At 65.6% G+C, this 23,171-nt stretch carries 19 protein-coding genes and 1 pseudogene; 8 read left to right on the forward strand and 12 right to left on the reverse strand.

Annotated features, from left to right (window positions below):
* Positions 1–87: 87 nt before the first annotated feature.
* A complete protein-coding gene (locus FDW81_RS13995; protein ID WP_240720288.1) occupies positions 88–1,290 on the reverse strand; it encodes a rhamnogalacturonan acetylesterase in 1,203 nt (400 codons plus the stop codon).
* Between the two features lie 422 nt (positions 1,291–1,712).
* On the opposite strand from FDW81_RS13995, the pseudogene FDW81_RS18750 reads away from it, so the two are divergent.
* From FDW81_RS18750 to FDW81_RS14010, 3 genes and pseudogenes are all read left to right on the forward strand, one after another.
* Positions 1,713–1,794, forward strand: a pseudogene (locus FDW81_RS18750) (DUF1232 domain-containing protein); the annotation flags it as partial.
* A 192-nt stretch (positions 1,795–1,986) separates the two neighbouring features.
* Positions 1,987–2,187 (forward strand): hypothetical protein, encoded by a 201-nt coding sequence (locus FDW81_RS14005; protein ID WP_138134785.1) that lies wholly within the window; start codon positions 1,987–1,989, stop codon positions 2,185–2,187.
* A 544-nt stretch (positions 2,188–2,731) separates the two neighbouring features.
* Complete coding sequence (locus tag FDW81_RS14010; RefSeq protein WP_138134786.1) at positions 2,732–3,502, forward strand: hypothetical protein; 771 nt, start codon at positions 2,732–2,734, stop codon at positions 3,500–3,502.
* A 22-nt stretch (positions 3,503–3,524) separates the two neighbouring features.
* Here the strand turns inward: FDW81_RS14010 and FDW81_RS14015 are convergent, their stop codons facing one another.
* Positions 3,525–3,815 (reverse strand): helix-turn-helix domain-containing protein, encoded by a 291-nt coding sequence (locus tag FDW81_RS14015; protein ID WP_138134787.1) that lies wholly within the window; start codon positions 3,813–3,815, stop codon positions 3,525–3,527.
* Positions 3,816–3,867: 52 nt separating this feature from the next.
* Between FDW81_RS14015 and map the strand changes: the two genes are divergently transcribed.
* The 3 genes from map to FDW81_RS18755 all read left to right on the forward strand — a co-directional run bounded on the left by map (position 3,868) and on the right by FDW81_RS18755 (position 5,366).
* Positions 3,868–4,659, forward strand: coding sequence for a type I methionyl aminopeptidase (gene map / locus FDW81_RS14020; protein WP_138134788.1), 792 nt, complete (start codon positions 3,868–3,870; stop codon positions 4,657–4,659).
* A gap of 129 nt (positions 4,660–4,788) precedes the next feature.
* Positions 4,789–5,199, forward strand: coding sequence for an NAD-dependent epimerase/dehydratase family protein (locus FDW81_RS14025; protein WP_370279061.1), 411 nt, complete (start codon positions 4,789–4,791; stop codon positions 5,197–5,199).
* Between the two features lie 5 nt (positions 5,200–5,204).
* Entirely contained in the window at positions 5,205–5,366 is a 162-nt protein-coding gene (locus FDW81_RS18755) for a hypothetical protein (RefSeq protein WP_370279062.1), read from the forward strand.
* A 46-nt stretch (positions 5,367–5,412) separates the two neighbouring features.
* Here FDW81_RS18755 and FDW81_RS14030 read toward each other — a convergent pair whose 3' ends face one another.
* Positions 5,413–6,399, reverse strand: a complete 987-nt coding sequence (locus FDW81_RS14030) for an aldo/keto reductase (protein WP_138134789.1) — start codon at positions 6,397–6,399, stop codon at positions 5,413–5,415.
* A 193-nt stretch (positions 6,400–6,592) separates the two neighbouring features.
* Here FDW81_RS14030 and rlmN point away from each other — a divergent pair, with 193 nt between their 5' ends.
* Positions 6,593–7,834 (forward strand): 23S rRNA (adenine(2503)-C(2))-methyltransferase RlmN, encoded by a 1,242-nt coding sequence (gene rlmN, locus FDW81_RS14035; RefSeq protein WP_240720290.1) that lies wholly within the window; start codon positions 6,593–6,595, stop codon positions 7,832–7,834.
* A gap of 45 nt (positions 7,835–7,879) precedes the next feature.
* Here the strand turns inward: rlmN and FDW81_RS14040 are convergent, their stop codons facing one another.
* From FDW81_RS14040 to FDW81_RS14065, 6 genes are read right to left on the reverse strand one after another with little or no spacing between them, the layout of a single operon-like run.
* Positions 7,880–8,878, reverse strand: a complete 999-nt coding sequence (locus tag FDW81_RS14040; protein ID WP_138134791.1) for a phosphotransferase enzyme family protein — start codon at positions 8,876–8,878, stop codon at positions 7,880–7,882.
* Positions 8,875–9,906, reverse strand: coding sequence for a phosphotransferase family protein (locus FDW81_RS14045; protein WP_138134792.1), 1,032 nt, complete (start codon positions 9,904–9,906; stop codon positions 8,875–8,877). The genes FDW81_RS14040 and FDW81_RS14045 overlap by 4 nt, the downstream gene beginning before the upstream one ends.
* Complete coding sequence (locus tag FDW81_RS14050) at positions 9,903–11,105, reverse strand: phosphotransferase (protein WP_138134793.1); 1,203 nt, start codon at positions 11,103–11,105, stop codon at positions 9,903–9,905. Before FDW81_RS14050 ends, FDW81_RS14045 begins: the two co-directional genes overlap by 4 nt.
* Positions 11,102–13,006: an ABC transporter ATP-binding protein gene (locus tag FDW81_RS14055; RefSeq protein WP_138134794.1), complete on the reverse strand. Its 1,905-nt coding sequence runs from the start codon at positions 13,004–13,006 to the stop codon at positions 11,102–11,104. Before FDW81_RS14055 ends, FDW81_RS14050 begins: the two co-directional genes overlap by 4 nt.
* Complete coding sequence (locus tag FDW81_RS14060) at positions 13,003–14,010, reverse strand: phosphotransferase (RefSeq protein ID WP_138134795.1); 1,008 nt, start codon at positions 14,008–14,010, stop codon at positions 13,003–13,005. The genes FDW81_RS14055 and FDW81_RS14060 overlap by 4 nt, the downstream gene beginning before the upstream one ends.
* Positions 14,007–17,537 carry a glycogen/starch synthase gene (locus FDW81_RS14065; protein WP_138134796.1) on the reverse strand — a complete coding sequence of 1,177 codons (3,531 nt, stop codon included), beginning with the start codon at positions 17,535–17,537 and terminating at the stop codon, positions 14,007–14,009. The genes FDW81_RS14060 and FDW81_RS14065 overlap by 4 nt, the downstream gene beginning before the upstream one ends.
* 967 nt (positions 17,538–18,504) lie before the next feature.
* Between FDW81_RS14065 and FDW81_RS14070 the strand changes: the two genes are divergently transcribed.
* Positions 18,505–18,855 carry a CBS domain-containing protein gene (locus FDW81_RS14070; RefSeq protein ID WP_171027216.1) on the forward strand — a complete coding sequence of 117 codons (351 nt, stop codon included), beginning with the start codon at positions 18,505–18,507 and terminating at the stop codon, positions 18,853–18,855.
* A 48-nt stretch (positions 18,856–18,903) separates the two neighbouring features.
* Here the strand turns inward: FDW81_RS14070 and FDW81_RS14075 are convergent, their stop codons facing one another.
* From FDW81_RS14075 to FDW81_RS14085, 3 genes are all read right to left on the reverse strand, one after another.
* Positions 18,904–19,386, reverse strand: coding sequence for a nucleoside deaminase (locus FDW81_RS14075; RefSeq protein ID WP_138134798.1), 483 nt, complete (start codon positions 19,384–19,386; stop codon positions 18,904–18,906).
* Between the two features lie 103 nt (positions 19,387–19,489).
* Entirely contained in the window at positions 19,490–21,784 is a 2,295-nt protein-coding gene (gene katG / locus FDW81_RS14080; protein ID WP_138134799.1) for a catalase/peroxidase HPI, read from the reverse strand.
* A 206-nt stretch (positions 21,785–21,990) separates the two neighbouring features.
* Positions 21,991–23,040, reverse strand: a complete 1,050-nt coding sequence (locus FDW81_RS14085) for a LacI family DNA-binding transcriptional regulator (RefSeq protein ID WP_138134800.1) — start codon at positions 23,038–23,040, stop codon at positions 21,991–21,993.
* Positions 23,041–23,171 lie beyond the last annotated feature (131 nt).

Raw genomic sequence — 23,171 nt, forward strand, 5'->3', positions numbered from 1 at the left:
CCGAAGTGTCCGGGGACAGGACGACGGCGGGACGCGGCCACAGTGCCGCACCCCGCCGTCGTGGTCTCCCGCGTTAGGGCCCTGGACCTAAGGGCCCTGGGTGTAGAGGCCCTGGCGGGCAAGGTCCGCCACCACCAGGCGGGCGAGTTCCGTGGCGCCCGCACGGTTGGGGTGCAGGGTATCGCCGGTCATGAACAGGCTCAGGGTGGCCTCCGGGCCAATCTCAGTGAAGTAGGCGGAGGCCAGGACGTTCAGGTCCACCAGTGGCACATTCTCCTCCTGCGCCAGGGCAACAGTGGAGTTCCGGTACCAGCGGTTCACCGAGGTGTGGACACCGTCCACGAAGTCCGTGGCACGTCCCTGCGGGGTGACGAGGACGGGAGTGGCGCCGGTGGCCGCCACCTGGCGGACCATGTCCCGCATGATCTCCTTGAACTCCGCCTCGGTGGTGGCGTTTTTCGCAGCGGTATCGTTGATGCCCATTTCGAGCAGGAACAGATCGCCCGGCTTGATGTACTGCAGGATCGCCTCGAGCTGGCCGTCATTGCGGAAACCGCGGGCGATCTGGCCGCCGGTTGCCATGTTCCGGATATCGAACTCCTCCTGGTCAACAAACTGTGGCAGCATCTGGCCCCAGCCGCCCTGCACGCTTGTCTCCAAGGGGTAGTAGCTGGCCACCGTGGAGTCCCCACCCACCCAGATGGTGGGGTCCATCTCCGGGTGCCATGACACCTTCTCGATTTCCAGTGAGCTCAGGGTGAAGGCGGTGCCCACCTTGCCTTCCGTCACCAGGAAGTTGAGCTGGCCGTCCGTCACCGGAATCTCGAAAGAAGCGGTAGCGCCGTTGCCGGTGAGGTTCATTCCCTGGAAAACCCCTTCAGCCGCGAGGCTGGCCCGGGAGGTGTCGCCCAGCGTCGCAGTCACCTTGTACAAACCTTCCTTAAGGTCCACGTTGAAGGTGTTGGAACTCTTGGTGCCGAACTGCAGGAAGCGCACGGCATCGCTGCCGGCCCCGGTTCCCTTGGCGGCAACGTTGGCCATGTGTTCGGGGGTGTTGAACCCATAGCGGAGTTCAGGGCTGTAGGCATCGGACGCGCTGACACCGATATAGCCCTTCTCCACCGGCCCGCCGCCGAAGTCGAACCTGTAGTTGCTGGGCTCGGCGTGAGCTGCCGGGGCCGAAAGGCCAAGCCCTGCACCGCCAATTGCGGCAGCGGTGGCAAGGCAGGAGGCCAAGGTCTTCCGGGAGCGGTTCCTTGAGATCCCGGTGGTGCTGGAACTTTCAGTCACGTTCATCTCCTTTGATGGTGAGGTTGAACAAGTCACCTCTTTGTATCCGTCAAGACCCTTTGTTGAGTTTGTGTTCCAACTTGTTCTGCAATGTGGCCGCCCCGGAAGATGTTCAGGATGTCTTCGAGGCCCAGATGCCGGTACCCCTGCCGTAGCATCATGGCAGCAGCGGACATTCTGGCCGCACAGTGGAGAGGTTCCTGATGTCCTGGGAAACCGTCGTCGGAATAGTGGCGGGTCTGCTGCTGGCGTACGCCGTATTGCTCGTTCTGCTGTGGGTCTACGCGCGCCGCCACCCCGAAGCCGTCACCATGAAGGACGCGCTGCGGCTGCTCCCGGACCTGCTCCGTCTGATCAGAGGGCTGGCTGCTGACCGGACTGTCGACGTCGCGATCCGCGTGCGGCTGGTGCTGCTGCTCGCCTACCTCCTGCTGCCCATCGACCTGGTGCCGGATTTCATCCCGGTGATCGGGTATGCGGACGACGCCGTCATCGTGGCGCTGGTGCTGCGCTCAGTCCTTAAGCGGGCCGGACCTGGGGCCCTGGCGCGCCATTGGCACGGAAGCCCCGCAGGACTGGACGTCATCCTCCGTGCGGCAGCCCCCATCCGCCGCCGGCCATAAAAACTTTCCTTTCTTCGGCGCCTTTCGGGTCAATGGCTGTTAGCGTGGAGGCCCGGCCATTGAAGGAGGAGCGATGACTATCAATTCACCCGATTCACTGCCTGAAGACGAGCGCCCTGGGGACGGGCGCCCCGGAGGTGCGGAAGGCGCCATGCGGAAGGACGACGGCGGGATCCCCGCGGGCGGCGACGGCATCGGCATCGCTGCGGACGCGGAGCCCAACACGTTCGAGCCCGAGGAGGACCCCGACGCCACGGAGGACCCGAAGAGCTGACGTTTCGGGCGTATGCCCTGGGCTCAAGGTTCAATCAAGATTCACCTAAGGGGCTATATTTTGGGGGTCTTCCGGTCTACTGGGCGGTAGTTTCTTCCTGTTTCCACGTTATTTCCCCAACACGGAAGCACAGGGGCCCCCGCGCTTGAGCCTGACTCGCGCGGGGGTTCCGCCCCCCAAACCGGACCGTTGACTGCCACGTAGTTCCTGCGCCGGTAGAAGATCGTCCATATACCTTCGAATTTCTGCCACGGGTGCGCAGCCGGCAGTTCGTAGTCTTCTACGCCACAAGAAGCCCTTGAACTGCAGGGCGTCCCTGAGCTCCTGACCGTCACGCACCGCCCCCACGAGCGGACCTTGCAGTTGCCTGCCAGATCTGGGCCAGGCAGGTGCGCAAATTCCTCTCCATCGTCCGGACCTCAGCCTATGGCAGAAGTTCCGTTATGAGGTGCAACGGTTTGGCTCCAATCGGTTGATTACCAGCTCCCGGGGCGGTGCGCGGCAGCACAATTTAAGGGATCAGAACGCTGACAAGGAGGCGGAGATGCGGCGGTCAGCAAGGTTCGGCGCGATAACCCCGGCAGTACTTTTTTCCCTTTCGCTGCTCACCGCCTGCGGCGGACCGGCCACTCAGCCGCAGCCGACGCCGTCGAGCGCCTCCCCCTCGGCGGCGGCCACCCCAACGCCAACAGCAATGGAAACCACGACGGCGGCCGCCTCGCCAAGTGTCACGGTCGGCACGGCAGCCAGCACGCCGCCGTCGGACTCTTGGACCACCTACACCACTGCGGCGGGTGACCTCTCCTTCGACCTGCCCGCCGGCTGGAACATCAAGGACCCGGCGGGGGAGCTGGCCGAGGGCGGCGGCGCCTTCGCTGAGGTAACCAGCGAGGACGGCAGGCTGCTGGCAACCCTTCGCACCAACATGGCCACCGGCTCCACCTGCACCGAAAGGTACCCCTACTCCGTGCTGGAATCCCAGGACATGCCGCAGCTGGCGCAGTCCGGCACAGTGCCGCGGTACACGTTCGAAACCCGCGGCGAAGCCGGCATTCCCGGCCCGCCGGACACCCCGGCAGCGGCCTACGGCATCACGTCCGCACCCCTGCCCGAGGGCGATTCGGCCTGCTACATCTTCCACTTCTTCACGTGGCCGCCCAACGCCGCCACGTTCGGGGCGTTCTACAACCCGGAGCTCAACCTCACGCCGGGTGATCCTTCCTTGCCGTACCTGGAGAAGGCGAAACTGTACGCGCAGACTCCCGAGTACCAGGACATCAAGCGGATGATCACCTCGCTGCGGCCGGCGGGGTAGACCCGTCCCCGGCTGTGGAACTCTAGGAGGCCAGGCGCGTACCTGCGCTGGAGGATTTGCCGCTGCTTTCGGTCCGGTTGATCTCAGCCCACACGTCGTCGAGTGAAAGTCCCAGGACATCGGCGATTGCGGCGATGGTGGGAAATGCGGGGGTGGCGACGCGGCCTGATTCGATTTTCCGGAGAGTCTCCGGGGAAACTCGGGCCTCAAGCGCGGTTTCGAGCATGGGGCGCTCGCCCCTGGCACGGCGCAGCAGGGCTCCGAGGCGCTGCCCGCGCTCCACTTCCCCGGCCGTAAGCGGCAATCTGACCATGGCTCCAATACTAATACCGGGATAATATGGCCGGGATAGTGAGAGGCGCCGCATGATCGAGATCCTCAATCCCGCCGAGCTTGCCCGTGCGAGGGAGGCCGGTGCCCTGGTGGCCGACATTCTGCAGGCAATGAAGAGCCGCAGCACCGTTGGCACCAGCCTCCTGGAAATTGACCAGTGGACCAAGTCCATGATCAATGAGGCCGGAGCACAGTCCTGTTATGTGGACTACGCGCCGTCCTTTGGGCGGGGGCCGTTCGGGTATTACATCTGCACCGGCGTCAACGATGCCGTGCTCCACGGCAGGCCCCACGACTACACGCTTGCCGACGGCGACCTGCTGACCCTGGACCTCGCGGTTGCGAAGAACGGGATAGCTGCGGACTCCGCGATCAGCTTCATTGTTGGCTCTTCCCAAGACCCGGAAAGCGCTGCGTTGATCGACGCTACGGAGCGGGCACTGTCTGCCGGGATAGCAGCGGCCCGCCCCGGCGCCCGCATCGGTGACATCTCCCATGCCATCGGCTCGGTCCTGGACAAGGCCGGGTATCCGGTCAACACGCAGTTCGGCGGCCACGGGATCGGCTCCACCATGCACCAGGACCCGCACGTCCGCAACGCGGGGAGGCCCGGCCGCGGCTTCAAGCTGCGTCCGGGGCTCCTGCTGGCACTGGAGCCGTGGGTCATGGCAGACACCGCTGAGCTCGTCACGGACACGGACGGATGGACGCTCAAGAGCGCAACAGGGTGCCGGACCGCGCACAGCGAGCACACCATCGCCATCACCAGCTCTGGTGCGGAAATCCTCACGCTGCCAACGGCGGGCGCTGGAGTATCTGCGTAAGGCGGCGGCTTGTGGCTAATGGGCCGACGTCGGCTTGATCGCTCCGTGCTCTGGCGTGCTGGCTCTCCGGGGCTTCGTGCCCTTTCTGAGTGGGGGCAGAGCAGCACTACCAGAAGGAGCAGGAGCACTATGACTATCGGCGAAGGAGCAACAGCGGACACGAAGCGGACAGCGCTCGTCGTGGGAGCCACCGGCATTGCCGGGTCGGCCCTGGTGGATACCTTGGCGAAGGAGGGATGGACGGTCCTCGCCTTGTCCCGGCACCCCGCAGCGGAGCGCCCTGGGGTCCGATGGCTTTCCGCCGACCTCACCTCGGCGGCATCGTTGAACGCTGTGCTGGCGCCCGAGAAGCCCTCGCACGTCTTCTTCACGGCGTGGTCCCGGCGTGACACCGAGGAGGAGAATATCACCGTCAACGCGGGGATGCTGCGGGATCTTTTGGCCGCGCTTCGGGGCAAGCACGTGGCCCATGTTGCCCTGATGACCGGCCTCAATGGAGGGAAATTGCGGGGCGCTACAACCTCAGAGAGCCGGATCTGAACCGTATGGCCTCCTGGTGGCACACAGACAGCGACCTGGGCCGTGGCATTGAGGTGGTGACCGACATGGGCAAGAGCCGCGACGCAGGTTTCATTGGATACCGGCGGACGCTGGACGCCTTCACCGCACTCTTCGACCGCTACAAGGCAGACAACCTGATCCCCTGATCGTGACGCTGTCCCAGCTTGAGGGCCCCCATGCCCCGGGCGGCCCTCAAGCTGGGATCAGCCTCCGCTGCTGCAGCTCCTGCCACAGCTCGGCGGGAATGTCAGCGGACATGCGCTCTGCGCTCTGGCTGATCTGCTCCGGCTTGCTGGCGCCGACGGTGACGTTGACGACGGCCGGGTGGCGGAAGGGGAACTGGATGGCGGCGGTGGGAAGCTCGACGTCGTATTCCTTGCAGATCCCGGCCAGTTCCCTGGCGCGTTCCAGGATTTCCTCACTGGCCTGCGAATAGTTGTAGTGCGCGTCGGAGGGCAGCTCCGGCTTGGCAAGGATGCCGGAGTTGTAGACGCCGACGCTCACCACCCCGGTGCCCAGCTCCAGACACCGGTCCAGCAGCCCTGCGCCCGGGCGGCCGTCGGAGCCGGGCTGTTCCAGCATGGTGAACCTGCCGGCCAGCATGAGCAGATCCAGGTCCGCCGCTTCCACGCACTCCACGGCTGCGCCGGCAGTGTTGGTACCCACGCCGATGGCCCGGACCAGGCCTTCGGCCCGGACTTTCTCCAGGGCCGGCAGGGCGGACTTCACTGCGTCTTCCATGCTGTAGACGTCGGGGTCGTGCAGGTAAACGATGTCGATGTAGTCGACGCCCAGCCGCTCCAGGGAATCCTCGATGCTGCGCCGCACTCCCGCTTCGGAGGGATCCCATTCCCGCCGCATCACGGCAGGCACGTCGAAACCCTCCGGGTCCTTCTTGTCCGCGGTTGCCGGTGACGGCACCAGGACCCTGCCGACTTTCGTGGAGATGACGAACTCGCTCCGCGGCTTGGCGGCAAGGAATTCGCCGATGCGCCGCTCGGACAGGCCGAGGCCATAGTGCGGTGCCGTATCGAAGTAACGGATCCCTGCATCCCAGGCTGCTTCGATGGTTGCAGCCGCCTGCTCGTCGGAGATGGCCCGGTACAGGTTGCCGACGCCGGTACCCCCAAATCCGAGACGTCCCATCTGGTTTCGCAACTGCCCGTTGTCCTGGTTCACAGCACTGTCCCTTCGTCCCCGCATCCACTGACCCACAATGGCAGGAGCCTAAGTCGGGGTGTTGGAGGTGTCAACGAAAGCCAGCGATCTAATTACGGATGATCGCACTGGAAGCCCCCCTGCCGCCGTCGTGCTTCACTCTGTCAGGCCACTGAAGTTCCCCTGCGGGAAGTGGTCTGGGATGATGGAAGGGATGACTTCCCCCACCACTTCCTCCGATACTCCCGTACGCGCTCCCAAAAAGGGCAAGGACGACGACGAGAGCAGCCGCCCGCAGGTCCGCCCGACGGCCGAGGGGTGGGAGCAGGCGCGTACTTCCGAGGGCAGGCCGCTGCTCCAGTTCGCCTCCCCGCGGGTGAAGCAGCCGCCGGCGCATCTGGCCGACCTGACCCTGGCCGAGCGCGCTGCGAAGCTGAAGGAGCTTGGCGTCCCTGCCTTCCGTGCGAAGCAGCTCTCCACACACTACTTCCAGCACTGGACCACAGACCCGGGCGCCATGAGCGATCTGCCCAAGGCTGGCCGTGAGGAGCTGGTCTCGGAGATGTTCCCGCCACTGCTCACCGAGGTCCGCCGCGTCCAGACAGACAGTGGGGACACCATCAAGTTCCTTTGGCGGCTGTTCGACGGCGCGCTCGTCGAGTCAGTGCTGATGCGCTACCCGGGCCGTATCACTCTCTGCGTCTCCTCCCAGGCCGGCTGCGGGATGAACTGCCCCTTCTGCGCCACCGGCCAGGCGGGGCTGACCCGCAACATGTCCACGGCGGAGATCGTGGACCAGGTGGTCGCCGCGAACCGCGCCATCGCTGCCGGCGAGCTGGGTCCGAAGGAGCACGACGACGAGCGGGTCACCAACATCGTCTTCATGGGAATGGGTGAGCCGCTGGCGAACTACAAGCGCGTGATGGCGGCCGTCCACCGCTTTGTGGACCCCTCGCCCGAGGGCCTTGGCATGTCGGCCCGGAACATCACCGTTTCCACGGTCGGGCTGGTCCCGGCCATCCGCAAGCTCGCGGACGAGGACGTCCCGGTCACGTTCGCACTGTCCCTGCACGCTCCGGACGATGAGCTCCGTGACGAGCTGATTCCGGTGAACAACCGCTGGAAGGTGGACGAGGCACTCGACGCCGCCTACGACTACTACCGCAAGACCGGCCGCCGGGTCAGCATCGAGTACGCACTGATCAAGGACATGAACGATCACCCCTGGCGTGCGGACCTGCTGGCCAAGAAGCTGAACCAGCGCGGCCGCGGCTGGGTGCACGTGAACCCGATCCCGCTCAACCCGACTCCGGGCTCCATTTGGACCGCGTCGGACAAGCCGGTGGAGCAGGAATTCATCGCCCGGCTCCGGGCCGCTGGCGTGCCCTGCACCCTTCGGGACACGCGCGGCAAGGAGATCGACGGCGCCTGCGGGCAGCTCGCCGCGGCGGACTAGGGGTGGTGCGCTGATGCTGTAGCCAGATGGCCTGCGCGCTGGCTCTCACCCCGCCAGGGCCTCGTGCATAGCGGTCGATAATGCGCTGCGGTGCTCGTCCAGCCAAGCGATACGTTGGTCTTCTAAGCGGATTTTCGCGTAGTCGTTGTCGGAGAGACTTTCGCCCAGCCGTGCCCGGCTGAGCCGCCCCAGGCCGCGCTTCAGGCGCTTGGCTTCCAGCAGAAGTGGCAGTGCCTCGACCTCAACCTCCGTAGGCCGCAGGACCTGCCTGTAAGCGGCCAGCAGTTCGGTCACGCGGCCCAGGTCAAGGGCCACCTTATTGTCGGCTTCCCCTGGGCGGGTATAGACCTTGCCGACGTCGTGCACTGCGACGGCAAGATCCAAAACCCGCACGTCCGCGTGGGCGCTGTCGAAGTCCAGAACGCCCGCTACCTGGGCGCCGTTGAACACGAGGCTGCCGCGCCGGGCACCTCCGTGCACCACCACCCGGGGCAGGCGTGGCAGGAGGCCGGCTAATTGCTCCGCCAGGTGTGCGGTCCGGGCCCTCAGGGCGGCGTCTACCCCTTCGTCGTTTGCCCGGCCGCGCAACTCAACCAGCACGGCCGGCTCGGTCATGGGTGCCGGGAGGTCGGCAACGGTGTGGTGGTACCTGGCCAGCATCCGGCCCAGAGCCCGCACATGCTCGAGCGATGCATCGTCGAAGGGTGTTCCTTCGACTCCCCGCGTGGCAATCCACAGGCGTCCGTCCAGGTCCGCGTAGTCCTCACCGGAGCAGGGGGAGACTACCTCCGGTGCGGGGAATCCCCGCTCCCGGAGAAGCCGCATCAGGCGCAACTGGCGGACCAGCTCCTGGGGCGGTTTTGACCGGTAGGAGCGGCGCAGGTAGTGGACGCCATCCCCGGCAGACACGCGCAGGTGCTCGTTCTTGCCGCCCGTCACAGGGGCCACGGAGTTCCAGCCACCCAGCGGCCACAGAGTGGCGAGCTCGGCCAATGGGAGCTCCTGCCCCGCACGGTCCAGCAGGATGCCAACAGTTGACGTCATGCGCCTGCCCGTCCATCTACTACCCTGTAGAACTCATCCCGATAGTGCCGGAACACGGCATTGCCGCCGTTCCGCCAGTCACCGTCCCCACCTTTGACCTCCCGGTTGAGGCTGTGGAAAAGGTACCGGGCCCAGTGGAACTGCAGGTTCCGCAGCCGCTCGAAGCCGGCCACTTCCCGATACGCGGCGAGGAAGGCGCTGCAGGGCTGGTCCGCCCGGGAAATGTCGCCGGTGGTCGAGTAAACGCCTTGGCGCAGCCGGTGCAGGAACTCCGCCACATCACGGGAGGGGTCCGCCGGCGCACTGCGGTCGAGGTCGATCACTGTGACGGTGTCCCCGGTAAGGAAGACATGGATCGGCCGGTACTGCCCGTGGCTCTGTGCCAGGATGCCGTCCACGGTGTCATGGGTGAGGTCGTCCAACCGTTCGAGCATGCCCAGAGCCACCTCGGTGTAGCCCGGATGGTCAGCGACCACTTTGGCAAGGCGCTTGGCCAGGCTCGTCAGTTCCCCTGTCACCAGGAGGGAATGTTGAGCTCCGATCCGGAGATCCACTCCGTGCAGGTGGGCCAGCCATGATCCGGCCCGGGCGCAGCCTTCGGTGAGTTCAGCGCCGTCGTCGAACATCTCCGACAGTGCCCGGCCCGGGGCTCCCTGGCACAACAGGACCTTTTCGTCCCCGTACCACGCCAGCGGCTCAACAGCTTGGAATGGGGAACCAGCCCCCAGTCCGGCGTTACGGAGGGCCTGCAGCTTTGCGTGCACGGCAGGACCATCCTCGAAGGGGAACAGCTTGGCGAAAACAGGGGGGCCGCCGTCGAGCTGGATCTTCACGGTCGCGGCCCCCGAGCCGTCCAGTTGAATCACCTGCGTTGTCCACTGGCCGCCGTCCGGAGCGCTGGCGACTGCCGGATTTAAGTGCGGGCGAACGTAGCGATTAAGGAACTCCGGCGCACAGACCCGGTCGGCGCGATTGACCTGCTGCTCCTTGATCTGGCGGTGCTGGGACCGGACTTGGGTGCGGTTCATGCGTCCTCCGTTATTGGGAAGGGGTTATGGGTGAGCCAGCGCACTCGTGCGCACTCGCGCTGCAGCAGCAGCGCGAAATTGAGGGCGTCCTTGGACTGCCGGGGTACTATCGCCTGCTTCGTCAGCAGGTTCTGGCATTTCTTTGCGATCACTACCAGCCGCTGGGCTTGGAACACCTCCGGCAAGGCCGCCAGGTCCGCGTCCGCCAAGGGGGCGGCCTGGCTGCGGTAGTGCCGGAGGAAGGTTCGGCAAAGGTCCGGGTTGGCGGCGGGACCATTGTGCCTGATCGGGACTTCCCGGCAGAAAGACCTCAGCGCATAGGCCAGATCCAGGGCCAGGAGGTCATGGGCGGACCGGTCGAAGTCGAGCACCCCGGTCAGCCGATGCCCGTCAACCAGCACCGCGGACTGGCCGTAGGAGCCGTGAATCACCAGGGAGCGCATGTCCTTCTGTCGCTGCCCGAGTCCGACGTTCAGCTGCTCCATCCGGTCAACCAGGTAGTGGGCGTCTCGGGTCACAGCCGCAGCAGAATCCGTTGGCAGCAGAGGCAAGACGACATTGACGGCGGCGTACAGGTTCTCCTGCCCGAACTGTCCGAGGGAAGCCAGGCTTGATGACCGCTTCGGTTCCCCCGTTGGTGTTAGCTCAGAGACGATGGAGTGGTAACGGCCCAGTCCCCGGGCAGCGGCCTCGAGTTGGGCCGGGTCAGCGGGATCGTATGCCCGCCCTGGCAGCAGGCCCATGACCATATGCAGGACGCCATGAACCTGGACATAGATGGCTCCGTCCTGCGTGCGCTGAACGGGCGGGGCTGGATAGCCAAGCCCGCGCAGGTGCTCAATGAGAGCGAACTCGAACTGGGCCCCTGCCACTGTCTTCAGGTTGTGTGAGCGGCGCAGCACCACCATGCCGGCATCGGTCTGGACGAACCAGCTGATGTTCGATGAGCCCTTGTCGGTCCGGCACCAGGAGTGCCAACGGCCGAAGCCGTATGCGTTCTGCAGCAGTGGGAACAGTGCGGCCTCATCGACGGTGGTGGCCGGTAGCCGGCCTCCTTGGCGGGCTGCCGAACTGTGGAGCAGCATTTGCTCCGCCGGTTCGGCTGCGGGATCTGTGACGCCGGAGAAGATAGTCGCCCCACTAGCGGTGGCGCGATCGGTCAGGTCGCTTTGCTCAGGCCGGAAACTGGGTTCGGTCACTGTCGGCCTCCTCTCGGGTAGGTCGTGGGCTGGTCGGCCTCGGCTTTGGACTGTGGTGGTGAGTGGTGGTGTCCGTTGCTGCGTGCGCTGCGGTTCCGGGCTGGGCGTGAGCCGGTGATGCCTTGCAGAAGGCACATCTCGGTATAGAGGCCGCCGGCGGCGATGAGCCGGTGGTGGGTACCGCGTTCCACCACCCTGCCCGCATCAAGAACGATAATCTCGTCGGCTGCCATGGCCGCCGTCATGCGATGCGTGATGATCACTGTGGTCCGCCCGGATGCCACCTGCCGAAGGGCATTCAGCACTGCGCGCTCGGCTCGGGCATCCAGGCCCGTTGTCGGTTCGTCGAGCACAAGGACCGGGCATCCCTGCAGCACTCCGCGCGCCAGTGCCAGCCGCTGCCGCTGGCCTCCGGACAGTGTGGCCCCCCGCTCAGCCAGCACGGTGTCGTAGCCGCGGGGGAGCGCCTGCACGAAGTCGTGGGCCTGGGCAGCCCGGGCTGCGTCCTGGACCTCCTCCAGCGACGCATCCGGGCGCCCGTACGCTATGTTCTCCCGCACGGTCGCCCGGAAAAGCACTGCGTCCTGCGTAACCAGCCCCACCTGGGAATGCAGGCTCGCGACGGTCAGGTCACGCAGGTCCGCGCCGTCCAGAAGGACCCGGCCGCTGGTCGGGTCCTGCAGGCGGCACATCAGGGCAGCGATCGTGGATTTCCCGGCTCCTGTGGGTCCGACGACCGCCAGGGTGCTGCCCACCGGCACGGTCAGGTCCACATTCCGCAGGACGGGACGGTCCTGGGTGTAGGCAAATCCAACCCGGTCCAGGCTCAGCTGCTTCCGGGGCGGGCCCGCAGGGCGGGCATCGGGCTTGTCCTGGATGTCAGGGCTCCGCCGGAGGGTGTCGGCGATACGTGCTGCCCGCACCCCGGCACGGGTCAGCTGGGCGGGCAGCTTGGACAACGCGCGTGTTGGACCGAAGAAGTCACGCAGGTACGAGGTGAAGATGACCAGGTCGCCGGGGGTAAGCGCACCCTCGAGCACACGCTGGGCTCCAAGCCAGATAAGACCTGTGGTGGCTACAGCGACAACCGCGTCGACAGCAGCGCCGAATGCGGCGCTCGTGCGCGCTGAGCGCAGTACAGCCGCGACCGAGGCTTCGGAGTGGTGACGGAAGCGCTTGGACTCGTGCTCTTCCCGTCCTGTTGCCTTGACCAGTTTGATTGCCACCAGCGACTCCTGCGCTACCGCCGCCAGGTCACCCTCGCTATCGCGGGCGTTTTCCTCCACCGCCCGGATCCGGGCTCGAAAGCTGGTGACCGTGAGCATCAGCAGGGGCAGCACCATGAGCAGCGCAAGGCTGAGTTGCCAGTCCAAAACCAGCAGGACGCCCGCCATCCCAGCCAGTGTGAGTACGTGGGTGGAGGCGTCAACGAACGTCACGGTGAGCAAGGCGCGCACCTTGTCGACGTCTCCTGTCAGGCGGGTTGTCAGTTCACCCGTTGGGGTCCCTTCATGGTAGGCAAGGGGCAGCCGCTGCAGGTGATCGTAGAGCCTGGTGCGAATCCCTGCGGCGACGCGTTCGCCCACCACGGTCAGGATGTAGCTTCGGGCTGCTCCGACCAGGGAGTCGACGACGGCGATGCCGGCCAGTGCCACCACCACCAGGACCAGGATGTACTGGACGTCCTGGCTGGTGGGGTTTCCGCTGGGCAGCAGCACTTCGTCGAATAGATATTTCAGCGGCCACGGCTTGAGCAGGGCGATGCCGGTACCGGCGACGGCGAGCAACCCCGCCAGCAGGCAGCCGAACCATTGCGGGCGCAGGAATGGTCCGAAGGTCCGCAGGATCGCCGGGGCGCGCATGACCGGAGCGGGGGTGCGGGTCCCGCTGGTTCGTCTCACCGGTATCTCCCTCCCGCGGCGGCGCTGACGGCCCCTTCCCAAGAGTCCAGCCAGTCAGGGAGGAACGAGGAGTCCGGAACCGGGCGCACGACGAGGCGGTAGAAAAGGACCTCGGCGAAGGTGCGGGCAACGTAGGCAGGGGCGGACCGGACTGCGCCTTCCTCGCCGCCCGCACCCGAGTAGCCTTCCAGGAAGGTGTCCAGCCAGGACGCAGCGGCCGCCAGGCTTCCGTGCCGGGAAGCCCCCATGGTCAGGGTCTGCCCGATGAAATGGCCGATGTCCCGCCCGGCAGGTGCCCAGGCTGCCCGGTCGAAGTCAATAACCACGAGACGGTGCCGGTCCAAGTGGATGTTCTTGGGTTGGAAGTCGCCGTGTGTGAGCACCCGGGAACCGCCGGCCCTGGCCAGCTCCTCAAGGGTGGCCGCGGTGAGCTCGGCCAGCCTGCCCGCGGCATGGGGCAGGAGCCCGGCCAAAGCCTCGGCATACTCGGTGAGCTTGCGCCGCTCGAAATCTGCCGCCAACTCGGGTGCGTGAACTCCCTTTACGTGGTGGAGTCGGGCGAGCCAGCGCCCAGCGCGGCCCGCCTCGGGCGCGGCCGATCCTGGGTCACCCTCCAGGAGTGAATGCAGCGTGGTGCCCGGGGCCTCTTCCTGGGTGAGAAGCTGACGGGACGGATCGAACCCGTATGGTGCGGGGACGCTGAGTTCCGAGTCGCCGAAGCCAGCCTGACGCAGGCTTTTGAGCAACCGCCACACCTGCTCGCCCCCGCCGGCGCGGTACCCCTTGCCGATGACTGCCAGGGGAGCTGAGGTGCCGGACCCGGAGTCAAGGGTTACGGTCCATCGGACCACCGGGCGGGTGCGGGAGGCGTGCACAACCGAGCGCGTGAGCACCTCCGCCCGTCCCGGAGCCAGGGCATCGAGCGGTGGCGGAGAGGCAAGCAGGGTCTCGGCGATCGCGTACCTCTGCGCCCGTGCATCACCGTCTGGGTTCGGCGCATTCACTTCCGGCCTCCCGTCACGCCCCGGTGTATCCGGGAGGCGAGCCGTTCCCGGGCCGCCTTCACCGCTGCTTGGGAAACCTCGTCGTCAATCTCACCCAGGCCGATGAGCACATGGAAAGATCTCGCCCGGGCGTGCAGGCTGATGAGGGCGCCGTGCCCCGGTTCCGGTCCGTCAGGGTCGCACCAGGCGGTGTCTTCGTCGCCGGCCAGCGCTACCCATACCTGTGTTGCCCGGTTGGAGGCGCCCTGCCAGTTGGTTCCCCCGATGCGCTGCAGGTCTGCCAGGCCGTGGCGGAGCAACCGGTAATAGTCCGGCGACAGGCAGGTGCGGACTGTGATCCCGTCTGCCGCCGGCGGCAGATCGTACGCCACCAGCAGTGCGGGATCAGTGTCGTCGATCATCACCCGCTTGGACAGCCCCAGCAGGTGGCTGTCCTCCTGCACATCCCTCAACTCCGCCACGATTACTCCGTCCTCCGAGTGGATGCTCACTTCGTAGCGGTCATGGACACCTCCGCCGTCGGCTAAGCCGCCGGGGTGATTGGCTGGGAGGTCCATGTAGCTGTTCAGCTCCTCCTGGCGGTTCCAGTCGTCGGTGGGGTTGCCGATGACCAAAACGCCCCCGTTTGGGCCCCGGTACGCCAGGTAGACCAGCCGGCCGCCGTGCTCCGGGGCCAGCACCGCGAACAAGTGCCTGCTCCGCAGCACCAGTTCCTCGGTTCCGTCTTCGTCGATGTCCGCCAATTCTGCTCCGAGCGGGCGGGCCGGGAGGCCGAACCATCGGGCGGCGGCGGCCAACACGCAGGCCGCGCGCGCATGGCTCGCGACCGCCTTGGCCCAGGCAGCCGGTGGCCGGTCGGGGCGCTCAGTGTCGTGCCACCCCGTCTCGTACCCGGAAGCAAGCAGGTGCTTCCAGGCCAGCGCCGTCAGCCGGGGTTCCGCCTCCGCTTTCTCTGCCTCGGCCACTGCACGGCGCGTCCGAGCGAGGTGGTCCTGATAGGGGGCCCAGGCTTCGTCCTGGCCCCAGCCGCTGTAGTCTTCCCCCGCGTGCCAGTCCTGGGCCAGTTCCACGAAAGTTCCGCGTTCCAGGACACGCACACCCGGGCGCCTTCGGCGCTGGTGGAGCCACCCCGGCAGGTCGACAGGTACAAGATTGGGCTGGGTGGCCAGCCAACGCAGGAACTCCTCATACCGTCCGAGGGCACCGGGATCCCATGGCCCCACTCCCGCGCTCTTTTCCATGTCGTCCGCATAAACCAGGATGCTGTCGTCGCCGGGAGCTGTTGGAAGCTCGGCGGCCCGGGACAGGCTGCGCCAGTGGCTCCGGTCCTCCGGCGGGATCCAGTAGCGCAGCCGGGTCGACATAGGAACTACCTGCAGGCCCTTGCCACCCTTGATGCGGTATGGGCGGAGAGCGTCGGCAGGAGGTGGGCTGGCCGGGTCAGCTCCGTCAAATTCGAGCCTGTCGCTGGCGCCGTGGGCATCATCGGAGGGATACAGCAGCCGGTCATCGAGCAGAACGTAACGATATCCGCCATTTGGCAGCCGCGGGTCGGTCAGCACCTTGGCCAGGCGGTCCGTATCCCACACGCGCTCGGGAACCCAGCAGATCTCCAGATCCGCCGGGGCGCACCCGAGGTGGCGCCGGTAGAGCCAAAACAACTCCTGCAGTTGCCGCCGGTTGAACTCCCTGTCGAAGGCGGTGAGGACATTTTCCGAATACGTTCCGCCCGTCAGCGAGACCAATCCGACATCGCGAAGCCGGCGGACCTCCGCCAGGAACCAGGGGTGCTGCCAGGCCGCGGCTTCAATCAGTGTCCCGGACAGATGGAGGTTGAGCGGGACGCGGTACTTCTCGTGCAACCGCAGCAGTGTCGAGTACCCCGTAACGAGCGCAGTCACGCCCTCCCGGTCCTGATAGCCGTCGGTAATCAGGTACTGATTGGCATGATGGACGAGCGCTATGGGAAGCGGAGCGGGACGGTGCCTCGACCGGAGTCCCGGTTTATTGACCTGAACGGCGTTCCAACTGGGGTCAGCGTTACGGCGTGAGTGCAGCGCCTCTTCGTACAGGGCAACATATTCACGTACCGGTGCCCGCCAGGAGAAGTCTGCTCCCATTGCCCGCCGCCGGAGCCGGTTCCATTCGGGACGCCGGGAGTAAACTGCCAGGGCGTTATCCACTGCTGACAGCATCGAGGCGACGCGGCGTTGCACAAAGACAAACCCCAGGCCCTCGGCCGGATCCTCCATGTAGTCCGTCACGGTGTCGGCGAGGCCACCGGTGCGGCGCACGATGGGGATGGTGCCGTATTTCAGGGCGATTAGCGGGGTCAGCCCGCACGGCTCAAAAACGGACGGCGCAAGGAAGGAATCACTGCCGGCGTAGATCTGCCGGGCTAGGGGCTCACTCGATGTGGGATGGTAGCTCACGCTTCCGGGGTAGCGCCGGGCGGCCCACTCGAGCTTACGCCGGTACCGGGGCGCACCCTCACCCAGCACCACCACTTGGGCTCCCCTGGCGACAAACTGCTCCAATGCGGAAGTCAGCAGGCCAACGCCTTTCTGGGACACCAGCCGGGCGACCATGCCGAAGACCGGCCGGTCCGGCGCGGGCTCCAGGTTGCTCAGCCGCTGCAGGGCTTCCTTGTTCGCGCGCTTGCCTGCCATAAAATCGCCGTCGTAGCGCGTGTCAATCCAGGGATCCAGCACCGGATTGAACTCGTCGTAGTCGACGCCATTGAGGATGCCGCGGGCTGCGTCCCTGCGAGTTTGCAGGAGCCCGTCCAGGCCCGCTCCCTGAGCCGGGGTGAGGATCTCCTCCATATAGCGGGGACTGACCGTGTTGATCCGATCTGCGAAAGCGATGCCGCGTTCGAGCAAACTTCCCTCTGGCGGCAGTCCTATCAGCTGGTCGGTTGCGGCACCCACGGGGCCCTGGTAGGCGATGTTGTGGATGGTGAAGACGATCCCGGTACCGGCCAACGCCTGCCGGTGCTGTCCCTGCCGGGCTTCCTGGGCAACCAGCCCGCAATGCCAGTCGTTGCAGTGGATGATGTGCGGACGCCACGTCTTCTGTGCAGCCAGCGCGGTGACTGCCTTCGAAAAGAACACAAACGGCATGACATCGCCGTCCTGGTAGCTGTACGGTATCTCCCGGTCGAACCACCCCGGAGCGTGAAGTCCGAGCACCTCCACCCCGCCCAAGGACGGGAGCCGGCGGACTACGACACGCTCGGCGACCGGACCGAACGGCACGTCGAACGTCAGCACCGGGCTGCCCCCGAGACCCCTGTACGCCGGGATCACGAGACGGACGTCGAAGCCGAGTTCGAATAACCTCTTCGGCAGTGCGCTGCTGACATCAGCCAGTCCGCCCACCTTCATGAATGGATACGCTTCGGCGCTCGCAAACAGCACCCGCCGCAGGGGAAGGGCAGGTGGGGTGGCGATGAGCCCCGGCCCCTCTACTTCAGGGAGGAGCCTGGCAGGGGTCCTGTTGCTGGTGAAAGTTGGATGAGTATCCATAACGTCGCCGTCCGGGGGTGCGGAACCACTCGTTTATTCCTGCGCGGTACCGCGGAGTTTTGGCAGCGTCATTCGATAAGTCCTTTTCCTGGTTCATGTGCAATTTATTAATTCGAATAAGGCGAAAAACGCGCACTAATAAGCCAGGTGCGGTAACGCGGATGGGATTACCCGAATTTTGTCCTGTCCGGGCAAAACGGAGGCAGCACGTTAGTCATCGCTGGTATTTGGCAGCATTTTCTTTGCAGTCGCCCGCTGATCCGGGATTAGTTCAAGGCGGCTGATTCAGACCCACGCGCGGCTATATCGTGCCAGGCAGGAGGTATCCCGCGAAAGCCTATGTCCGGGATAGGTGGGAGGCGGCCATGAGCAAAGGAGGTATTGGAAGAAATGAAAACCAATATCACCGCCTCGCCCGGGGATGGAAGTAAGCGCGCTTCTTGACTTAGTTAAAGAGTTCATGACCGGGCCCGGCAGATGTCAAGGTCGAAGGCTTGCTTGACAAGCAATTAGGGGGTTTTGAGGCTAATTAGGGGCTCGAAAAAGCGTCTAGGACCGCCGAAATCTTCGTACCTACCTAATGCAGCCGTGGCCGTCCGGCACGGAAAAGCAGCAGGGCACTGTGTCGTAACTTCGCTCCGGGCGACCGGGTCGCGCAGGTGGCCGGGGCAGGAGAGCACGGCCTCCCGGAGGCCGCCGTAGCAGGAGTCCACTGACAACTGCGATCGGCGTGCGGCGGGCCGGCTGCAGGAAACAGCCGGCCCGGACGGATCAGAGAGGTCCAGAAGGTACGCCTTTTCCCGCTGCAGGGTGCCAGGCTGCAGCCCCTCAAGCTGCTGATAAGTAGAATTCAATGTGCAGATGCCCATTCGACGAATTTGGAAGCGATGTGCTTGAGGCTATCCACTCGCCATGCGTAAGCGACGCGATGATTTCGTGCCCAAAGACGCTCGGGCCAGACAGCAGCGTGGCAGAAGTGCGCCGCTTTTTTGCTGACGACCACGTTCATTTGGCTCTCATCGTTGACTCCACCCTGCGGCTCGTCACCACTTTGGAGCGCCCTGATATTCCTGCGGACGCCCATGATGATGAAAAGGCATGTGGCTTTGGGGTGACCTCCGGCAGGACGATAGCTCCCGAGTGCTCGCTTAGTGCTGCCACTGCTGCTCTCCAGTCGGCAGGCCGGCGACGCCTCGCCGTCGTGGACGACGGGGGGAAACTTCTCGGGTTGCTGTGCTTCAAACGAAGCGGGCTTGGCTATTGCGACGATGCAGGAGTCGCTGCCCGGGCGGCAGAGGTGGCGGCACCAACGGGATGACGAAACCTGCGGGCCAACCGGAAAGCGGTCAGGCGTGCCGCGCAGGTCCTACTCTGCTATGTCCTCCGCCCACAGGTCGGGCTTGTTCTCCTGGAACGCACGCATCATCTCCACGCAGCGCTGATCGTCCAGGATAACCACCTCAACGCCGCGTGACCGCAAAAGCTCCAACTCGCCGTCGAACGTGCGTGTTTCGCCCACCACGACGCGGGGGATTTTGAACTGGATGATGGTCCCGGCACACATGGCACACGGCGCAAGGGTGGTGTACAGAGTGGTGTCCCGGTAGCTCTTCTGCCTGCCGGCTGCGCGCAGTGCCGACATTTCCCCATGGGCTATCGGATCTCCGTTCTGGACCCGTTCGTTGTGCCCGCTCGCGATAACCACGCCCTCGCGGGCGAGTGCTGCCCCGATGGGAATGCCCCCTTCGCCGGCGCTCTTTTCTGCGGCCTGATAAGCGGCTTCGAAGGCAGGGTCAGGCGCTGCTTCTGGCGACAGCATGGATGCGGACGGCTGCGGTTCCTGGGTCATGCGGTCATTCTCGCACGTGACTGTTGGGTCGATCGGCCGTGGATGCACGCCGGGCCGGCTGCGACAAGCAGCCGGCCCGGACGCAGCAGTCAACGGACCGCAATCACCGCAGATCGAAGCGGTCCAGCTCCATGACCTTCACCCAGGCCGCCACGAAGTCGTTAACGAACTTCTCCTTGCCGTCCTGGCTCGCGTAGACCTCGGACAGGGCGCGGAGTTGGGAGTTGGAGCCGAACACCAGGTCCACGGGAGTGGCGGTCCACTTCAGCTCGCCCGTGGCAACGTCCGTGATCTCGTAGACGTTCTCCTCGTTCTCGGACGCCTTCCACTTGGTGCCGGGGGAGAGCAGGTTAACGAAGAAGTCGTTCGTCAGGACTCCGGGCTTGTCCGTGAGTACGCCGTGGGCGGAACCGCCCGTGTTGGTACCGAGGGCACGCATGCCTCCGATGAGAGCAGTCATCTCCGGTGCGGAGAGGTCCAGCAGGTATGCCTTGTCCAGCAGGAGGGTCTCCGGCTGGAGCTTCTCGCCGGGCCGCACGTAGTTGCGGAACCCGTCCGCCCGCGGCTTCAGGTACTGGAACTGCTCGACGTCGGTCTGCTCCTGGGCGGCATCGGTGCGTCCCGGACGGAACGGCACAGTGACGGGGAACCCGGCGTCGCTTGCCGCCTTCTCCACCGCCGCGGAGCCGCCGAGGACGATCAGGTCCGCCAGTGATACCTTCTTGCCGTTGGCCTGGGCCGCGTTGAACTGCTGCTGCACGCGCTCGATTGCCTGCAACGCCGTCGAAAGCTGCTCAGGCTGGTTGATCTCCCAGCCGCGCTGCGGCTCCAGCCGGATCCGGGCACCGTTCGCGCCGCCGCGCCGGTCCGTCTTCCGGTAGGTGGAAGCGGAGGCCCATGCCGTGCTTGCCAGCTGGGAAACGGTCAGGCCGGACTCCAAAAGAGCCGACTTCAGCGAGGCGATGTCCTGCTCGTTGATCAGCTCGTGGTCCACAGCGGGAACAGGGTCCTGCCACAGCTGCGCTTCCGGGACCCACGGCCCCAGCATGTGCGGGCCCACAGGTCCCATGTCGCGGTGCAGCAGCTTGTACCAGGCCTTGGCGAAGGCGAGCTGGAACTCATCGGGGTTCTCCAGGAAGCGCCGCCCGATTTCCTCGTAGACCGGGTCGAAGCGCAGCGAGAGGTCGGTGGTCAGCATGGTGGGCCGGTGCTTCTTGTTGGGGTCGTGCGCGTCCGGGATGATGGCCGGGGCGTCCTTGGCGACCCACTGGTGGGCGCCGGCGGGGCTCTTGACCAGCTCCCACTCGTACTCGAACAGGATCTCCAGGAAGCGGTTGCTCCACTCGGTGGGCCGGTCCGTCCAGGTGACCTCGAGGCCGGAGGTGATCGTGTCCGCCCCCTTGCCGCTGCCGTACGTGCTCAGCCAGCCCAGGCCCTGCGCCTCAAGGTCAGCTCCCTCCGGCTCGGGGCCAACGTGTGCATCGGCGTCACCCGCTCCGTGGGTCTTGCCGAACGTGTGGCCGCCCGCGATCAGCGCGAAGGTCTCTTCGTCGTTCATGGCCATCCGCTTGAACGTCTCGCGGATGAACGCCGCCGCGAGCTTGGGATCGGGGTTGCCCATCGGTCCCTCGGGGTTGACGTAAATCAGGCCCATTTCGGTGGAGCCCACTTCTTCCGACATCTGGCCTTCGCCGATGTAGCGTTCGTCGCCCAGCCAAGTGTCCTCGGGGCCCCAAAAGATTTCCTCCGGCTCCCATACGTCTTCGCGGCCGAAGGCGAAGCCGAACGTCTTGAAGCCCATGGACTCAAGAGCCACGTTGCCGGCCAGGACCAGCAGGTCTGCCCACGAGAGCTTTTGGCCGTACTTCTGCTTAACGGGCCACAGCAGGCGACGGGCCTTGTCCAGGTTGGCGTTGTCCGGCCAGCTGTTCAGCGGTGCGAAGCGCTGGCTCCCGTCGCCCGCGCCACCGCGGCCATCGTGGACACGGTAGGTGCCGGCGGCGTGCCAGCTCAAGCGGATCATCAAGCCGCCGTAGTGGCCGAAGTCCGCCGGCCACCAGTCCTGGGAGGTGGTGAGGACCTCGGTGATGTCCTGCTTTAATGCCTCGACGTCGAGCTTCTGGAATTCTTCGCGGTAGCTGAAGTTAGGGCCGAGCGGGTTGCCCTTGGGGTGATTGGCGTGGAGCACCGAGAGGTCCAGCTGGTTGGGCCACCAGTCAGCGACGGTCCGCGGCCGGTGCCCTTTGGGCTGAGGCGAATCAATGGCCGGGTTCTCGCTCTCGCTGCCGTGCGAGGTCACGCTGCCATGCGCAACCGGGCACCCGCCCTCAACTTTGCTGTCGAGGCCCTGGGCACTTCCCGGCGTGGGGACTGGAGGGTGTTCCTGAGGATCGGTCATGTGCTTCCTTCCATGTGGCCGAGGCCGCGGTCGGATTCGGGCGGCCGGTTCAACCTTCCCATTTGACCATGGGCGGGCAGGCGGGGGAGAACCCCTGTCCGCCATGAGAGAAGCGGCAGGTTTTCCCCCGGGAGCCGCCCGGGTCACGGCCTCCTGTTACACGGCGACCGCGGCGGCTCGGACGCCGTAGTCAACTCCGGAAGTGCCTAGGCTTCTTGGGGCGCCGGGCCACTGCTCTCACGGACAACCAACTCCGTGGCCAGTTCGATGCTGCGCGGGTGGGGGTCGGTGCCGCGCGCTATGTCGAGAACCATCCGGACAGCCGTTTCTGCCATCTCGCTGAGCGGCTGGTTGATTGTGGTCAGGGCCGGGGCGACCCAGGCTGCGAGGGGCAGGTCGTCGTATCCGACTACGGACAGGTCCCGCGGCACTTCTACGTTTTTTTCGCGTGCGGCCCGCAGTACCCCGAGTGCCTGCATGTCGGAGCCGGCGAAGATGGCCGTAGGCCTGTCGGGGCGGGTGAGCAGGGCGGTGCCGTGTTCGAACCCGCCGGCCACCGAGAAGTCGCTCCACCGGATGGCGCCCTCGAGCAGTGGAACGCCTGCCTCGGCGTGAGCGGCCCGGTAGCCGTCCACCCGGGCACGCGAGCACAACACATCTTCCGGTCCGGAAATGATGGCGATCCGGCGGTGACCCAGTGACAGCAGATGGCGCGTGGCTGAGAGGCCGCCGTACCAGTTGTTGGACCCGACAGCTGGAACGTTGCTGGGGGGCTCGCCATCTGTATCCAAGACAACATAACGGATGCCTCGAGTGCCGAGTTGGCGCCGCTGTTCGGTGGTCAGGGTTGAAAGAACCAGGATTACACCGAGCGGGCGCCGGGCGAGGACTTCATCCATCCAGCCGGGCTGCGGACTGTGCTGCCCGCCGAGGTCGGACAGGACTACTCCGAGCCCGTTCCGCCGGGCAGCGTTCTCCACGCCACGGATGATTTCGATGGACCATGCGGAGTCGAGTTCGTGGAACACCAGATCTATCAGCGGCGCGGAAGGCGTTCCGGTCTGGCTGCCGTGGCGCTGGTAGTTGTGTTCCTGAAGCGCCTTCTCGATCTTCAGCCTGGTTGCCGGAGCGACATCCGAGCGCCCGTTGAGCACCTTCGAGATAGAGGGAGCCGAGACACCAATTTCTGCGGCGATTTCGGTGATCGTCGGCCGGCCATTTGCTGCGCCCCTCTTTCGCGATCCTTCGGGAGACATGCGTCCAGTCCTCGTTCTCATTTTCGAAACTTCTGAGGCAACCGTAGCAGTGTGGAAGCCCAATTATTGCCCTGAACCAGCCGTCTCCGGGGCTGGTTCAGGAAAAAGGGCCTTGACATGGTTAGCGCTAA

Origin of the sequence: Pseudarthrobacter sp. NamB4 (assembly GCF_005796185.1) — a bacterium.
Taxonomy (GTDB): domain Bacteria; phylum Actinomycetota; class Actinomycetes; order Actinomycetales; family Micrococcaceae; genus Arthrobacter.

Bases quoted from the DNA above. Each gene is read 5' to 3' on its own strand.
- FDW81_RS14005 (WP_138134785.1), top strand. From the start codon at position 1,987: ATGACTATCAATTCACCCGATTCACTGCCTGAAGACGAGCGCCCTGGG.
- FDW81_RS14010 (WP_138134786.1), top strand. From the start codon at position 2,732: ATGCGGCGGTCAGCAAGGTTCGGCGCGATAACCCCGGCAGTACTTTTT.
- FDW81_RS14015 (WP_138134787.1), bottom strand. From the start codon at position 3,815: ATGGTCAGATTGCCGCTTACGGCCGGGGAAGTGGAGCGCGGGCAGCGC.
- map (WP_138134788.1), top strand. From the start codon at position 3,868: ATGATCGAGATCCTCAATCCCGCCGAGCTTGCCCGTGCGAGGGAGGCC.
- FDW81_RS14025 (WP_370279061.1), top strand. From the start codon at position 4,789: ATGACTATCGGCGAAGGAGCAACAGCGGACACGAAGCGGACAGCGCTC.
- FDW81_RS18755 (WP_370279062.1), top strand. From the start codon at position 5,205: ATGGCCTCCTGGTGGCACACAGACAGCGACCTGGGCCGTGGCATTGAG.
- rlmN (WP_240720290.1), top strand. From the start codon at position 6,593: ATGACTTCCCCCACCACTTCCTCCGATACTCCCGTACGCGCTCCCAAA.
- FDW81_RS14040 (WP_138134791.1), bottom strand. From the start codon at position 8,878: ATGACGTCAACTGTTGGCATCCTGCTGGACCGTGCGGGGCAGGAGCTC.
- FDW81_RS14045 (WP_138134792.1), bottom strand. From the start codon at position 9,906: ATGAACCGCACCCAAGTCCGGTCCCAGCACCGCCAGATCAAGGAGCAG.
- FDW81_RS14065 (WP_138134796.1), bottom strand. From the start codon at position 17,537: ATGGATACTCATCCAACTTTCACCAGCAACAGGACCCCTGCCAGGCTC.
- FDW81_RS14075 (WP_138134798.1), bottom strand. From the start codon at position 19,386: ATGACCCAGGAACCGCAGCCGTCCGCATCCATGCTGTCGCCAGAAGCA.
- katG (WP_138134799.1), bottom strand. From the start codon at position 21,784: ATGACCGATCCTCAGGAACACCCTCCAGTCCCCACGCCGGGAAGTGCC.
- FDW81_RS14085 (WP_138134800.1), bottom strand. From the start codon at position 23,040: ATGTCTCCCGAAGGATCGCGAAAGAGGGGCGCAGCAAATGGCCGGCCG.